Source organism: Gordonia neofelifaecis NRRL B-59395 (assembly GCF_000192435.1).
Taxonomy (GTDB): Bacteria; Actinomycetota; Actinomycetes; order Mycobacteriales; family Mycobacteriaceae; genus Gordonia; species Gordonia neofelifaecis.
Genome location: NZ_AEUD01000033.1, coordinates 1 through 14,467, shown reverse-complemented (window position 1 = coordinate 14,467; position 14,467 = coordinate 1). Strand labels below are relative to the sequence as shown.

The following is a 14,467-nucleotide window of genomic DNA, read 5'->3' as shown; positions in this document are numbered from 1 at the left end:
TCCCAGGGGTGCGCCATCAGGGACTCGAACCCCGAACCCGCTGATTAAGAGTCAGCTGCTCTGCCAATTGAGCTAATGGCGCTTGGCCTTGCTGCATCGCCGTGGCGGTCCGTGCCGCTGCGGCCTTGCGGAGAAAACATTAACACCATGCTTGCCGAGATGAAAAATCGGCTGGTCAGCGCTGGTTTCTGTCACTCACGCGTCGGCAGCGAGACGCTCAGCGGAAGATCTTGCGAACAATCACGACGGCCACCAGCGCGCCGACGCCGATCAGTCCGTACTTCACCGGCGGCTGGCTCACGACGGCGACGACCTTCACCTTGGCGTCGTCGGCCAGCCGCTGCGGGTTCGTGCGCTCGACGAGCTGGTCGAGGGTCCCGGCGAGTTCCTCGCGGGCCTTCGCGATCTCCTGCTCGATGCGTGCGGTTTCGTCGGCCACTGCGATCCTCCGTGATCTGTCGGCGACGTGTACGTCGCTCACGTATACAACGGTTCTGAGACTACAGAGTCGACCCCCGATTCGAATCCGATAGCCTGGCGGTATGTCTGCCAATGGACGACTTTCGGTCGGTGACAAGGCTCCTGCATTCACACTCCCCGATTCGACGGGGAAACCGGTCTCGCTCGCGGACTACGCGGGCCGCAAAGTGATCGTGTACTTCTACCCCGCCGCCATGACTCCCGGCTGCACCAAGCAGGCGTGCGACTTCCGCGACAGCCTCGCCGAACTGAACGGCCAGGGCATCGACGTCATCGGCATCTCCCCCGACAAGCCGGCGAAGCTGGCGAAGTTCGTGGAGCGCGATGAGCTCACGTTCCCCCTCCTGTCCGACCCGGAGAAGGAGGTCCTCACCGAGTGGGGCGCCTTCGGCGAGAAGAAGCTGTACGGCAAGGTCGTCAACGGCGTCATCCGCTCGACCTTCCTGGTGAACGAGGACGGCACGCTCGGCGCCGCGCAGTACAACGTGCGCGCGACCGGGCATGTCGCGAAGCTGCGCCGCGACCTGTCGATCTGATCGGACGCCGACTCCTCCATGTCCGAGCGTTCGATGTCCGACATCAGCTCCCCCGCACCGCTCGTCCCCCGGAAGCGGCCGACGCAGGAGCGCAGTCGACGCACGTTCGAGTCGATCCTCACCTCGGCGCGCGAGGTGCTCATCGACGTCGGATTCGAGTCGCTGACGTGTGAGCAGATCGCGGCGCGCGCGGACCTGCCGATCGGCACGATCTACCAGTACTTCGCCAACAAGTACGTGGTGGTGTGCGAGCTCGACCGGAACGACTCCAGTGCCGTGCGCGACGAGCTGACGAACTTCTCCTCCGAGATCCCGTCGCTGAAGTGGCCCCAACTGCTCGAGAAGTTCCTCGACCACCTCGCCGAACTCTGGCGCACCGACCCGTCGCGCCGCGCGGTCTGGCTGGCAGTGCAGTCGACGCCCGCCACTCGCGCGACGGCGTCGATCAACGAGCGCATCCTGGCCGACCAGGTGGCACGGATCCTGGCGCCGCTGACTCCCGACCAGCGCGACCGCCGCGCCATGATGGCTCAGGTGCTGGTCCACACCGCGTACTCGCTGCTCAGCTTCTCGGTGCAGGACGGCCACGACCACGAGATGACCGTCTACGAGCTCAAGCGAATGCTCGGCGGCTACCTGATGCTCGAAGAGGTGTCGGGGCACTCCACCGCCGGCTGAGCGAGCGGCTCCATCGCGAGAACGATCAGACAGTCCACCCGCCGGTTGAGCGAAGCGCAGCGAGTCGAAACCACCGCGACTGCTGTCGCAAAGTCCGTCACGAATCCCAGCCCCTCGCACGGGGTTTCGACTCGCTCCGCTCGCTCAACCAGCGGTGAGGGCGCACGTTCGACCAAGCGGTTCTTGTACTGTCGGTTCTTCTGCTGTCCTAGTCCCGATCCTCCAGGATCGCGACGGCCGCGGCCATGTCGCCGTCGTGGGTCAGGGAGACATGGATCGTCAGACCGGCGAGAGCCTGAGCGATGTCCCCGTGCAAGCGGATCCGCGGGCGGCCGTGCGCGTCGGACTGGACCTCGACATCGTTGACCGCGGTCTCCGGCAGGAGCGGAGCCAAGCCGAACCGGCTCGACGACCACGCCTTGACCACTGCCTCCCTCGCCGCCCATCGGGCGGCGAGGTGGCGTGCCTCGTCACCGGTGCGCTCCGCCGAGTCCCGGCGCTCGCCCACCGTGAAGCGGGCGCCGAACGACGATCCCGGCTTCCGGAGCTGCTCGGCGAACTCGGTCACCGACACCAGGTCGATGCCGACTCCGACGACGCTCACCGGAGGGTGTCCTCCGCAGCGTAGGAGCCGCGGTCGTCCAGGCGGACCTGCGGATCGAGCAGCAGACCGGCCTCGGCCTCGTGCTCGTCACCGTCGCCCAGACGACGGTCGGCCGGACGCTGGTACATCGCGTCGCCTCCGCACATCGCCTGCAGCAGACGCTGGCGGCCGTCGCGCAGGCGGCGGGCGCTCTGCTCGCGGTACGCCGCGCGCTCCGCCTCGCCGAGGGTGGCGATGAACGCCTCCGGATGCACCACCGCGATCAGACCGGACACGTGACCGAAGCCGAGCGAGGTCAGCAGACCCGCCTTCAGCGGGAATCGGCCGCCCATGCGCAGCGTCTCGCGCGGCCACACCAGGTGCGGGTACTCGCGCATCTTCTCGTCGACGCAGTCGAGGCTGCGGTTCGGCGGGATGACGCCGTCGCGCAGCACCTGGCACAGGCCGATGAGCTGGAACGCCGCCGCGCCACCCTTGGCGTGACCGGTCAGCGACTTCTGCGAGACGACGAACAACGGCGCACCGGTGTTGCGGCCGATCGCTCCGGCCAGACGCTCGTGCAGCTCCGACTCGTTCGGGTCGTTGGCGCGGGTCGAGGTGTCGTGCTTCGACACGACCGCGACGTCGTCCGGGCTCACGCCCAGGGCCGACAGTGCGGTGGCCAGCGGCGACGCCTTCTCGCCGCGAGCCGCGCCGAGCGCGCCGAGGCCCGGAGCCGGGATCGAGGTGTGGACGCCGTCGCCGAAGCTCTGCGCCCAGGCCACCACGCCGAGGACCGGCAGTCCCAACTGCGCGGCGACGTCGCCGCGGGCCAGCAGGACCGTGCCGCCACCGGCCGACTCGACGAAGCCTCCGCGACGACGGTCGTTGGCGCGGGAGAAGCGGCGGTCGTCGATGCCCTTGGCGGTCATCTTGGCCGAGTCGGCGGTGGCCGACATGTCGCCGAAGCCGACGATGCCTTCGATGCCCAGGTCGTCGAACCCGCCGGCGACCGAGAACAGCGCCTTCCCGAGGCGGATCTTGTCGACGCCCTCCTCCACCGAGACGGCGGCGGTGGCGCACGCGGCGACCGGATGGATCATCGCGCCGTAGCTGCCGATGTACGACTGCACGACGTGCGCGGCGACGACGTTCGGCAGCGCCTCCTGCAGGATGTCGTTGGCCTTCGACTCACCGAGCAGCGTGTCGACGTACAGCGACCGCATCGACGTCATGCCGCCCATGCCGGTGCCCTGCGTGTTGGCGACCAGACCCGGGTGCACCCAGCGCATCAGCTCCGACGGCGAGAAGCCCGCGGTGACGAAGGCGTCGACGGTGGCGACCAGGTTCCAGAGCGCGACGCGGTCGACGGACTCCGCCATGTCGGGCGAGACGCCCCAGCGGACCGGGTCGAAGCCGGTCGGGATCTGCCCGCCGACGGTGCGCGACAGGCTGGCGCGACGCGGAACGCGGATCTCCGTGCCCGCCAGGCGGGTGACCGTCCAGTCGCCGGTCTCGGCGTTGGGGGCGATCCGGGTGCGCTCGGGGTCAGCCGACACGAACTCGCGGGCCGCGGACTCGTTCGGGACGTTGAAGGTCAGGTCCTGGTCGAGGAACACCGACTCCAGCAGCGGCTGGGTGTTGTCGACCATCGCACCCTCGTCGGCGTACCGGCGGATGCCGCAGCGCTCGACGACGGCGTCGTGGTACCGCTCGGCGATCTCCGACTCGGGAACCGGGTCGCCGGACTCGACGTCGTACCAGCCGGCCTTCGGCGTCTCCTCCCAGGTGACCAGGCCAGTGGTCCAGGCCAGCTCGAGAACGCCTGCGGCCGAGAGCTTCTCGTCGACCTCCATCTCGAAGCGAGTCCGTGCCGATCCGTACGGGCCGACTTCGCCCGCACCGACGATGACCACCAGGTCCTCGGGACGCGAGTCGAGCTCGGGCCATGCGTGATCGAGCGCGACGTCGGCGCGAGCCGGCGCGGGCAGTGCCGCGACCGTGACGCCCGACGCGTCGTCGGTCTCGTCTTCGTCGGCGGCCGTGGCCTGTCCGGGAGCCTCGGCCGCGCTCGCGGCCAGTGCCTTCAGGTCGATCTTCTCCGGGTCGAGACCGGCGGTGAGATCGGCGATGATCGGCTCGACGAGTGCGCCCTCGCGGGCCTGCGCCGAGCAGAGGTCGACGAGCGCATCGGCCATCTCCGGAGTGCTCCAGGTCTTGACGCCGGCGGCCTCGACCGCGTCGACCAGACCGTCGTTATGTCCCATCAGACCGGTTCCGCGGACCCAGCCGATCAGCGCGTGCGCGAGGGTCGTGTGCTTGTTCCACGACTCCTCGGCACTCCAGCGGGTCACCAACGCGTCCAGCGCGGCCTTCGCCTCGCCGTACGCACCGTCGCCGCCGAACATGCCGCGGTTCGGGGAACCCGGCAGCACCACGTGCAGACGAGCGTCGATGTCGTGGTCGGCGCCGATCGCGGACAGACCGGCGATCAACCGCTCCACCGACCACAGCAGGACCTTCATCTCCATCTCGGCGCGCGAACCGGCGTCGGTGAGATCGCCGGCGACGCGCGGCGCCGCGAACGGGAACAGCAGGGTCGGACGCATCACCGGCTTGAGCACCGCGGTGCTCGCACCCAGGTTCTCGGTCTGCTCGCTGCCCAGCCACTCGACCAGACCGTCGACGTCGGCGTACGACGCGAGGTTGGCGGGAACCACCCACAGGGCGGCGTCGTTCCGAGCGTGCGTGCGGTAGAGCTCCTTGTAGAAGTCGACGCGCTCGCCGGTCAGTCGCGAGGTGGTCGCGACGACGGTCGCGCCGCCGGCCAGCAATCGTCCGACGACGGCCGCCGCGATGGAACCCTTCGATGCGCCGGTGACGACGGCGATGTCGTCGGCGAACTCGCCCGGCTCCGGGAGCTGCGCCGCATGCGCGATCGCCGCGTAGACGTCGGCGTGCTCGGTGTAGCCGAGGGCGAGGGCCTTGCCCTGCCACCAGGTCGCGTGCTCGGCCACCTGGTCGCCCGCACCGGTCATCGCGGCCGCGAGATCGTTGTGACGCTCGTGGACGTCCTCCTCGGAGTCCAGCCACAGGCGGGCCAGATCCTCGCGGGCGGTGGCCCAACGATCGTCGATCAGCACCGCACGCTCCTCGTCGAAGGCGGGTGCGACGGTCCGCTGCCAGTCCGAGCCGAGCTCGCTGCTGACCAGGTCGGCCAGGGCCGCGTTCGGGTCGGCTTCGACGTCGGAGACATCGACCGTGTCGGCGAGGCCCAACTGATCGAGGATGGTGCGCGCGGTCAGCGCCAGGACGCCGTCCGGACCGGTGATCTGCTCGGTGAACTCGCCGAGCGCTGCGGCGTCGACGGTGCCGCCGCCGGCCGACGCTGCGACCGGCAGTTCCACGGCGATGCCGCGGGCCTGGCCGACGCTGCGCACGGCACGGTCGATGAGGGCGTCGAAGTCGGCCGCCGAGCCGACGCCGCCGTCGAGCAGGTCGCCGAGGTCCCCGCCGCGGACGCTGACGCCCTCGCGGGAACCCAGCGCGACCGCGACCAGCGTGTGCTGGCCCCAGCCGTCGCCCAGCTGCCATGCCGAGGTCACCCGGTCGGTGATGTAGGAGGCGCGCTTGCCGATCGGACCGGCGACCTTGCGGACCTGGTCGCCGACGGCGTCGGTCAGCACATCGCCGAGCGGCTTGTAGCCGCGGGCCAGGGTGCTCACGGTCGACGCGAGCGCTCCCATGTCGGCCTCTGCGGCGCCGTCGATGGCACCCAGGCCGAGCTCGGTGCCGACGTCGAGCAACAGCTGGTTTCGGCGCGACGAGACACCGTCGCACAGCGACTCGATGGTGTCGGCCGGACCGATCTGCGCCGGGGTCATCTTGGTCCACAGCGAGATCACCGCGCGGACCGCGTCGGCCGGACCGAACGCGATGTCGTCGGGGCGGGGTCCGGCGGCGGCTGCCGGAGCCGCGACGGGGGCGGCGGCCGGTGCGGCGGGCGCGGCGTCCTGCGCCGGCGCCTCCTCAACGACCTCGTCCTCGACGGGCTCGGGTGCGGAGTCCTCCGCGCGCAGCACCGCTGCGTCGGACTCGGCGTTGAGCACCTCGGCGGCGGCCGCCGCGTAGTCGGGCAGTTTCAGGGTGTTGCGGGCCAGGCCGGAGAGGGTCGGTGCGTTCTTGACGCCCACCTCGACGAACCGGTCGATGCCCAGGCCACCGTCGGCGGCCGGCGTGAACAGCAGGTCCTGCGTCTCGATCCAGCGGACCGGGCTGGCGAACTGCCAGGCCAGGAGCTCGATCAGGATGACCCGGGTCAGCTCCGACGGGCGCGCGGCCCAGGAGTCCCACTCGGCCAGCACGGCGTCGAGCGGATCGGACGGCACCAGGCCGGCGATCTCGGTGACGAACTCGCGGCTGAGGTTGAACAGCCGCGGCACCAGGTTCGGGATGTAGCGGCCGACCAGGATGTCGGGATCGATGTCCGCGGGCAGCAGTTCCTCGAGCTTGCCGCGGAACTCGGGCACACCGGCGCGCAGCACCGTCGAGTGGAACGGCACGTCGATGCCGGGCACCAGGATGAAGGCCCTCTTGCCGCCGAACTCCTCGACGCGTCGCGCGATCTCCGATTCGAGGAGCTCGAGTCCGCGGACCGTGCCCGCGATCGCGTACTGCGAGCCGAGCAGGTTGAGGTTCACGACCTCCAGGTACTCGTCGGCGTCGCGGCCGACCGAGGCGACGAAGTCTTCGACGTCGGCGTCCTTGAGTCCGAACTGGCTCGGCCGGATGGCGGCCATGCGGTAGTCGGAGCGCCCCTGCGAATCGCGCGGGACCAGGTGGTGCATCGCCGAGCCGCGCTGGAACACGACCTCGAGGACGGCCTCGAGCGGCAGCACGCCGGCGCAGGCGGCGAGCGCGTTGTACTCGCCCACCGAGTGCCCGCAGGTGATCGAGCCCTCGACGAACGACCCCGACTCGCGGAGTTCGGCGATCTGGGCGACGCCGAGCGTCGCCATCGCGACCTGCGTGAACTGAGTCAGGAACAGCACGCCGTCCGGGTGGTGGTAGGTGACGCCCTTGGCCACCAGCGTGGTCGGGTTGTCCCGCACGACGGCCAGGATCGAGAAACCGAGCGCCTCGCGGGTGTGCTTGTCGGCACGATCCCAGATCTCACGCGCGGCGGCAGACTGAGAGCGGGCCTCCAGCCCCATGCCCTTGTGCTGAATGCCCTGTCCGGGGAAGGCGTAGACGGTGCGCGGCGCGTCGAGCAGAGCGGTCGCGGCCATGACGAGTTCGCCCTCCACCTTGGCGGTGAGCTCGAAGGTCTCCCGGCCCGCGTCCATGCCGACGCGGTCGACGCGGATGTCGACGGTGTCGCCGAGGCGGACCATGCCGAGGTAGCGGGCCGTCCAGCCGCGGATGGCGCGCGGTGCGGGCACCGGGTTGTCGCCGTCGGCGGCGGCCAGGACCTGCTGTGCAGCGGCCGAGAGCCACATGCCGTGAACGATCGGATCGCCGAGTCCGGCCAGGCGGGCGGCGAGCGCATCGGTGTGGATGGGATTGCGATCGCCCGAGACGACGGCGAAACCGTTCATCCGGGTCGGCGCGTCGACGGTGGCCGACCGCACGAACTTGCGGGTGCCCGCGTGCTCGTCGGCGGCGGCGCCACCCGCGCGGACCGGGTCGACCAGTTCGGCGTCGCCGAGGCGTCCGCGAATGGCGAAGCGCTCGCGGAGGACGGCGATCCGGTCGCGACCGGCGCGGACGTCGACGTGGACCTCCACCACACGGCCGACCGAGGAATCGGTGACGCCGATCAGCTGAGCCACGACGGTGAGCTCGGTGTCGACGGCCGGGATCTCGCCGGTCAGCTCGACGGCATGGTCGAGGTGGACGAGATCGAGCAGCCCTTCGACGACCGGCAGACCATGTGCGGTGCGGGCGGCGCCGATCACGCTGAAGACGCTGGGCCAGCAGGCGACGACGAGCGTGTCGGGGACCGCGAAGCCGTTGGGCGAGGCCGGGGTGGTCGGGACCAGCACGCTCGGCAGGGCCGAGGCGGTGGCGCCGCTGTGGTCGGCGACCGAGTGGGCCTGCCACGCCACAGTCGAGGTGACGACGCCGTCGACGGACTCGATCAGCTCGCCGCCTGCGGCGACCGTCAGCAGTTCGCGCATGGCGTCGGCGGCACCGGCGGTGGTGACGCGGGGGCTGCCACCGTCGATCACGCGGAGATCGCCGGTGAACGGGATGCGCAGGATGGAGCCCGCGACCGGGACCACCAGGTCGAGACGGATCTCGTCGTCGGCGGTCACAGCGTCCGGAACGTAGGCGACCATGGCGCCGCTCGGATGCTCGGCGTACTCGCCGTCGTAGACCTTCCAGGCATCACGATCGCCCAGCAGCGCGATCGGGTTGCGGACCTGACGTCCGGCCCAGAGCACGTCCTCGGCCTCGATGAGGACGCTCAGCGGCGCCGACTCGGGGACGATGTCGCGGTGGCGGCGCGCGGCGACCACCCGGGCCTGTTCGCCCGCGGCCCGCAGGTCGGACGTGACCTGGGATTCGAAGCGGTTCAGCAGTTCGCCGACCGGCTCGTCGACGCGCGTGATGCCCGCGACGGCGACGGTGCCGGGGATGATGCAGACCTGATCGGCGGTGTAACGCGGGTCGTGCGCCTGCCACAGCGAGTCGCTGCGGTACCAGCGGCGGACGTCCTTGTCGACGACCGGGACGAAGTTGACCGGCTTGCCGGGCGTGCGGCACAGCTCGAAGAAGAAGGCGGCGTCGGCCGGGTGCAGCACGTCGTTCTCGATGGCCGGGTACAGCGCGGCCAGCTCGGCGATCGCGGTGTGCGGGTTCGGGATCTGCTCGCCGAACGCCGAGACGAACTCGCCGGAGTCGAGCTCGTTCATGCGGGCCTCGGTGCGGCGCAGCATGTCCGAGAAGCGCTGCTCCCAGGTGATGTCGGCCCATTCGAGCGGCCGGTCCGCGTTGCCGACGGACAGCTCGGCGTAGCGGTCGAGCCACTCGCGGTAGGTCATGGTCGCGACGTCGCCGAAGTACGGCTTCGCAGTGGCCGCCAGCGCTTCGATGATCTCCTCGCGGCGCTCGGCCACGGCGTCGGCGTCGCCTGCGACCTCGTCGAGGAGGCGGCCGGTGCGCGACGCGGCGTTGTCGATCTCGTGGATGTCGGCGCCCAGCTGACTGCGGCCCGAGGCCATGCCCGCCTCGGCGTGTCCGGCACCGATCCAGGTGTCGCAGCCCTCGGTGTCGACGAGCATCTGCTTGACCTGGGGGGCCGTGGTGGCCTCCAGCGTGGCCATGGCCGCGGTGCCGACGAGGATGCCGTCGAGCGGCATCGCCGGGTGGCCGTGGGCGGTGGCCCACGCACCGGTGAGGTACTCACTGGCCCGCTCGGGTGTGCCGATGCCGCCGCCGACGCAGAGCACCACGTTCGGGCGGTCGCGCAGCTCGGCGTAGGTGGCCAGCAGCAGGTCGTCGAGGTCCTCCCACGAATGGTGACCGCCCGCGCGACCGCCTTCCACCTGGACGATCACCGGGAAGTGCGGCACCTGCAGGGCGATGCGGACCACCTGGCGGATCTGGTCCACGGTGCCCGGCTTGAACGCGACGTAGTGCAGCCCGGCCTCGGTGAACTCGTGGACCAGGTCGACGGCCTCTTCGAGCTCCGGGATGCCCGCAGTGATGATGACGCCGTCGAACGGCGCACCCTTCGCACGTGCCTTCTGCACCAGCTTCTTGCCGCCCAGCTGCAGCTTCCACAGGTACGGGTCGAGGAACAGCGAGTTGAACTGGACCTGGCGGCCCGCGTCGAGCAGTTCGGTCAGCCGTTCGACGTTCGCGTCGAAGATCTCCTCGGTGACCTGGCCGCCGCCTGCCAGCTCGGCCCAGTGGCCGGCGTTGGCCGCCGCGGCGACGATGGCCGGGTCGACGGTGGTCGGAGTCATGCCCGCCAGGAGCATCGGCGACCGGCCGGTGAGACGGGTGAATGCGGTGTCGACGACGGTGCGGCCGTCGGGCAGGCTGATCAGCCGCGGTGCGAACACCGACCACGGACGCGACACCTCGGGTGCCGATCCGGGAACGAACAGGTTGCGCTGACCGCCGCGGGTGGCCGCGGCGACCACGCCGACGCCCTGTCCGCGCAGGCTGGGCGCCGACAGACGCGACGCCAGGTCGGCCGGACCGAAGTCGATGACCCAGCGGGCGCCGGAGGCCACGGCGTCGCCGACGAGCTCCACCCAGTCGACGGGGTCCACCAGCAGGACCGCGGCGTGCCTGCGAACCAGCTCGGTGTCGAGGCCGCACCGGTCGGCCCACTCCACGGCGAGGTCGACTGCGGGTGCGAGGTCGGGGTGATGGAACGGAACGGTGACGTTGAGGTCCTCGAGCACCGGCGAGAACGGCGTGCCACCGGTCACCTTGCGCTTGCGGGCGTCCGCCTCCGCCGCGGCGCGGAGCTCGGCGAGCGCACTGAACGCGGCCAGGTGGCGGGGCGAGCCCGACAGCACGATGGTTCGACGGGAGTTGACGATGGCGACGGTCGGCAGACCCTTGGCATCGGCGGGCTGATCGGCGACGTACTCCGCGAGCAATTCGTCGATCGCCGCGGCGCGGGCACCCGCGACGGAGATCATCGGCGACGCATCACGCGTGCCCAGCAGGCCGGCACGACGCGAGACGACCGTCGCGGCGGCACCGATGAGCTGAGCCATGGCGAGCAGGTCCGAGTCGGCCGCGGTCGGAAGCTGGCCGTCAGCGGCGACCGCCTCGGTGGCCATCACGCCCTGCGAGTGGCCGATGACGGCGCTCGGCGGCAGAACAGCCGTGTCGAGTCCCTGCTTACCGAGGTTCGCGACGGCGGCGAGCTGAGTCAGCAGGATGCCCGGCAGGGAGACGAGAGCGTCGGCGAGCTGTGTCTCGCTCGGCACCGGAAGCTCCTCGTCGTGCGCACGGATCCACTCCAGGGGCTCGAAGCGGTCGCTGCCCGCGGCGGCGAGCTCGTCCGCGATCGGCGACAGCGTCTCGCGCGCGGACGCGACCGTCGCGGCGACCGACTGCCCGAGGTCGGCGTCGGTCACCAACTCGGTGAGTGTGGGCAGCCAGGCGCCGCCTTGTCCTCCGAAGCAGATCGCGTAACTCTCGCCTGCGGCGAGACGGTCGAGCAGGCTTGCCGAATCAGTCTTGTCGGTGTGCTGGCCGGTGCGGTGCTGGTCGAGGGTCACAAGCTCTCCTGTCGGTGCGTCACGTCGGACATGGCCGTCGCTGGAACGTGGCCAATGATGACACAGAAACGTGAGGCTTCCCTCATGTTTATGGGTGACCCAGAGGTATACCCGCTGGTAGACCCATGGGTAACCGGCTCGGCCAGCGTCGAAGGAATTTTCGTGAGCGTTGTCACATCGGAAGCGCCTCACCGGCGCGTCATCCCGTTGATCGACGGTTCTCTGGCGCATCTTGTTCTGCGCTGTAAGTTCCTTGCAGGGAAATTCGCGACAGTCATCCAGATCCGCTGGAGGGGGCTGCTGCGGGGAGAATCAGGAGGATCCCACTTCATGAAACGTTCGAAGCGATTCGCGATTGCCTCGGCGTCCGCCGTCGTCGCCGCAGCCATCGCCCTCACCGGATGCTCCAGCAACGACGACGGCGGCAGCAGCGACACGACGACCGCGTCCGACTCCGCCGCGACCACCTCTCTGAACGCCGCCGCCGACACCGCCGCCGCGCTCACCGGCGCCAAGGTCGATCTGAAGGTCGAGGGCTCGCTCCAGGGCGTCAACGCCTCCGAGGTCGAGGCCACGGTCGCTACCAAGCCGAAGGTCGTCGGCGAGGGCACCGCCACCCTGCAGATGGGTGACAAGTCCGTCGAGGCACCGTTCGTCTACGTCGACGACCACATGTACGCCGATGTCGACGACAAGGGTTACCTCGACTACGGCGACGGCCGTTCGATCTACGACGTCTCCAAGATCCTGGACGTCAACGCGGGCGTCCCGCACATCCTCCGCAGCGTCCAGGGCGCGACGGAGGAGGGCAGCGAGACCGTCGACGGCGTCGAGGCCACCAAGATCACCGGAACCATTCCCGCTAAGGATCTCGCGGGCCTGACTGGAACCTCGCCTCAGGCCAAGGGCCTCGACGGCGACATCCCGGTGACCGTCTGGGTCACCAAGGACGGCAAGAACAACGTCGTGCGTGTCACCTCCGAGCCGGCCAAGGGCGCCTCGCTCACCGTGACCCTCAGCGACTGGGGCAAGACCGTCACCGTCAAGAAGCCGGCCGACGTGAAGGAACCGAGCGCCAAGCCGTCGCAGGCGCCGAAGTCCGGCGAGCCGACCCGCACCCCGGTCGGCTGACCGCCGCCGTTCCAGAGAAGAGAAGAACATGAAGATTCGTCCGATCTCGATGCGTAAGCGTCTCGCCACCGCCGCCCTTGTGACGGCCGGGGTCGGCGCCGCACTCACCGTCCCCTCGGTCGTCGCGCCCGCGCCGGCGCACGCGGCCAACTATTACGGCGCCATCGCGCTGTCGCCGAGCACCGGCGCGACCGGCCGCGCACTCGACTACCCGGACTACTCGAGCGCGTCCAACGCCGCCCTCTCCTGGTGCGGGTACTCGGACTGCCAGGTGGTCGTCCAGATGCGCAACGCCTGCGGTGCCATCGCCAAGAGCAGCTCGTACTGGGGTTACGCGTGGGGCGCGGACCTCTACACCGCCGAGTCGAACGCCCTGTACTACTCGGGCGGCGGCTACATCCACGACTGGGCCTGCACCTCGGGACACCAGTAGCCGAGACAAGCGCGAGCGCCGGGACCTCCTCATCGGAGGTCCCGGCGCTCGCGTCGTTGCGGGCGGTTACGCTCTGGTGCCATGACCGACTGCGTCTTCTGCGGCATCGTCTCCGGCGCCTCCCCCGCCCACGTCGTGTACTCCGACGACGACGTGATCGCGTTCCTCGACCTCTCGCCCATCACTCGCGGACACACTCTGGTGGTCCCGCGACAGCACTCGTCCGGCCTCGCCGATCTCGATCCGGAGATCGGCGGCAAGGTGTTCGGCGCGGGTCAGCGGATCGCCGGTGCGATGCGGTCGAGCGCGATCGGCGCCGACGGAGTGAATCTCGCGATGAACGACGGCCGTGCCGCGTCCCAGACCATATTCCACTCGCGCCTGCACGTGGTGCCCAGGCATGCGGGCGACAAGCTGAGCTTCGCCAAGGGGTTCCTGACACGTCGTGCCGGCGACTTGGAGTCGACCGCCGCCGTTCTGCGATCGGCGCTGGAGTCGCGGTCGTGACCGGGGCGGCGACTCCCGAACTGCTGTCGCAGGCGGCCGCGCTGATCACCGCCGCGGACCATGTCTGCGTCTTCTCCGGCGCGGGGATGTCGGCCGAGAGTGGGATTCCGACCTTCCGCGACGCCCTGACCGGACTGTGGGAGAACTACGAGCCCGCCGATCTCGCCACGCCAGAGGGCTGGCGGCGCGACTCCGACCTCGTGTGGGGCTGGTATCGCGACCGCGCGGCGCGTCTTCGTGAGGTGGAGCCGAACGCCGGACACTACGCGGTGGCCGAGCTCGGCCGGAAGAAGGAGTCCGCGGGCGGTCGTGTCAGCGTCATCACGCAGAACGTCGACGACCTCCACGAGCGAGCTGGGTCCACGGTCGACGCTCATCTGCACGGCAGCCTCAAGGCCCCGCGCTGCGAGGCCTGCCCGCATCACGCGGATCCGGACGTCGCACTCGAGTCGGTGCGCCCCCGATGCTCCGAGTGCGGCGCGAGCCTGCGCCCCGGCGTCGTGTGGTTCGGCGAATCGCTTCCGAATCTCGATTGGCTGACGGCGTCGCACACGGTCGGGGCCTGCGATCTGCTGATCATCATCGGCACCAGCGGGGTGGTCCACCCCGCCGCGGGACTGCCGATGCTCGCCGCCGAGGCGGGCACGCCGATCATCGAGGTGAATCCCGAACCGTCCGCGCTCACGCCGCTCGCGACGGTGCACCTGCCGACGACCGCCGCCGCGACGCTGCCACTGATCGTCTGACGGGGCGACTCGCCCGCCGATCGAGCAAGCCGAGCAACTGCCCCGCTGTTGAGCAAGCCGAGCGACTCCCCCGCTGATTGAGCCCGGATCCATCGATTGTTGGGGTGGCGGCTCGGGGATGT

Annotated in this window: 9 protein-coding genes and 1 tRNA gene; 6 read left to right on the top strand and 4 right to left on the bottom strand. The window is 70.1% G+C overall.

Translation table 11 applies throughout. The features are described 5' to 3' along the window. Window positions 1-9: 9 nt before the first annotated feature. Together SCNU_RS19820 and SCNU_RS19815 are read right to left on the bottom strand one after the other, a co-directional pair. Window positions 10-82: transfer RNA gene (locus SCNU_RS19820), tRNA-Lys, on the bottom strand. A 135-nt stretch (window positions 83-217) separates the two neighbouring features. Beyond that, entirely contained in the window at window positions 218-439 is a 222-nt protein-coding gene (locus SCNU_RS19815; protein WP_009681198.1) for a DUF3618 domain-containing protein, read from the bottom strand. Window positions 440-542: 103 nt separating this feature from the next. On the opposite strand from SCNU_RS19815, the gene bcp reads away from it, so the two are divergent. Together bcp and SCNU_RS19805 are read left to right on the top strand one after the other, a co-directional pair. Continuing rightward, a complete protein-coding gene (bcp, locus tag SCNU_RS19810; RefSeq protein WP_009681197.1) occupies window positions 543-1,016 on the top strand; it encodes a thioredoxin-dependent thiol peroxidase in 474 nt (157 codons plus the stop codon). 18 nt (window positions 1,017-1,034) lie between these two features. Then, the gene (locus tag SCNU_RS19805) at window positions 1,035-1,694 is read left to right on the top strand and encodes a TetR/AcrR family transcriptional regulator (protein ID WP_009681196.1); all 660 of its coding nucleotides are present in this window, start codon (window positions 1,035-1,037) and stop codon (window positions 1,692-1,694) included. Between the two features lie 208 nt (window positions 1,695-1,902). On the opposite strand, the gene acpS is transcribed toward SCNU_RS19805, so the two are convergent. Together acpS and SCNU_RS19795 are read right to left on the bottom strand one after the other, a co-directional pair. Next, window positions 1,903-2,298 (bottom strand): holo-ACP synthase AcpS, encoded by a 396-nt coding sequence (gene acpS / locus SCNU_RS19800; protein WP_009681195.1) that lies wholly within the window; start codon window positions 2,296-2,298, stop codon window positions 1,903-1,905. After that, window positions 2,295-11,528: a type I polyketide synthase gene (locus tag SCNU_RS19795; RefSeq protein ID WP_009681194.1), complete on the bottom strand. Its 9,234-nt coding sequence runs from the start codon at window positions 11,526-11,528 to the stop codon at window positions 2,295-2,297. The genes acpS and SCNU_RS19795 overlap by 4 nt, the downstream gene beginning before the upstream one ends. A gap of 330 nt (window positions 11,529-11,858) precedes the next feature. On the opposite strand from SCNU_RS19795, the gene SCNU_RS19790 reads away from it, so the two are divergent. The 4 genes from SCNU_RS19790 (at window position 11,859) to SCNU_RS19775 (ending at window position 14,345) form a co-directional block, all read left to right on the top strand. Continuing rightward, on the top strand, window positions 11,859-12,659 hold the full coding sequence (locus SCNU_RS19790) for an LppX_LprAFG lipoprotein (protein ID WP_009681193.1): 801 nt from the start codon (window positions 11,859-11,861) through the stop codon (window positions 12,657-12,659). Window positions 12,660-12,687: 28 nt separating this feature from the next. Continuing rightward, window positions 12,688-13,092: a DUF4189 domain-containing protein gene (locus SCNU_RS19785; protein ID WP_009681192.1), complete on the top strand. Its 405-nt coding sequence runs from the start codon at window positions 12,688-12,690 to the stop codon at window positions 13,090-13,092. A gap of 81 nt (window positions 13,093-13,173) precedes the next feature. Beyond that, window positions 13,174-13,599: an HIT family protein gene (locus SCNU_RS19780; RefSeq protein WP_009681191.1), complete on the top strand. Its 426-nt coding sequence runs from the start codon at window positions 13,174-13,176 to the stop codon at window positions 13,597-13,599. Continuing rightward, window positions 13,596-14,345, top strand: a complete 750-nt coding sequence (locus SCNU_RS19775; RefSeq protein WP_009681190.1) for an SIR2 family NAD-dependent protein deacylase — start codon at window positions 13,596-13,598, stop codon at window positions 14,343-14,345. Before SCNU_RS19780 ends, SCNU_RS19775 begins: the two co-directional genes overlap by 4 nt. Window positions 14,346-14,467: the final 122 nt, after the last annotated feature.

Bases quoted from the DNA above. Each gene is read 5' to 3' on its own strand.
- bcp (WP_009681197.1), top strand. From the start codon at position 543: ATGTCTGCCAATGGACGACTTTCGGTCGGTGACAAGGCTCCTGCATTC.
- SCNU_RS19805 (WP_009681196.1), top strand. From the start codon at position 1,035: ATGTCCGAGCGTTCGATGTCCGACATCAGCTCCCCCGCACCGCTCGTC.
- SCNU_RS19790 (WP_009681193.1), top strand. From the start codon at position 11,859: ATGAAACGTTCGAAGCGATTCGCGATTGCCTCGGCGTCCGCCGTCGTC.
- SCNU_RS19785 (WP_009681192.1), top strand. From the start codon at position 12,688: ATGAAGATTCGTCCGATCTCGATGCGTAAGCGTCTCGCCACCGCCGCC.
- SCNU_RS19780 (WP_009681191.1), top strand. From the start codon at position 13,174: ATGACCGACTGCGTCTTCTGCGGCATCGTCTCCGGCGCCTCCCCCGCC.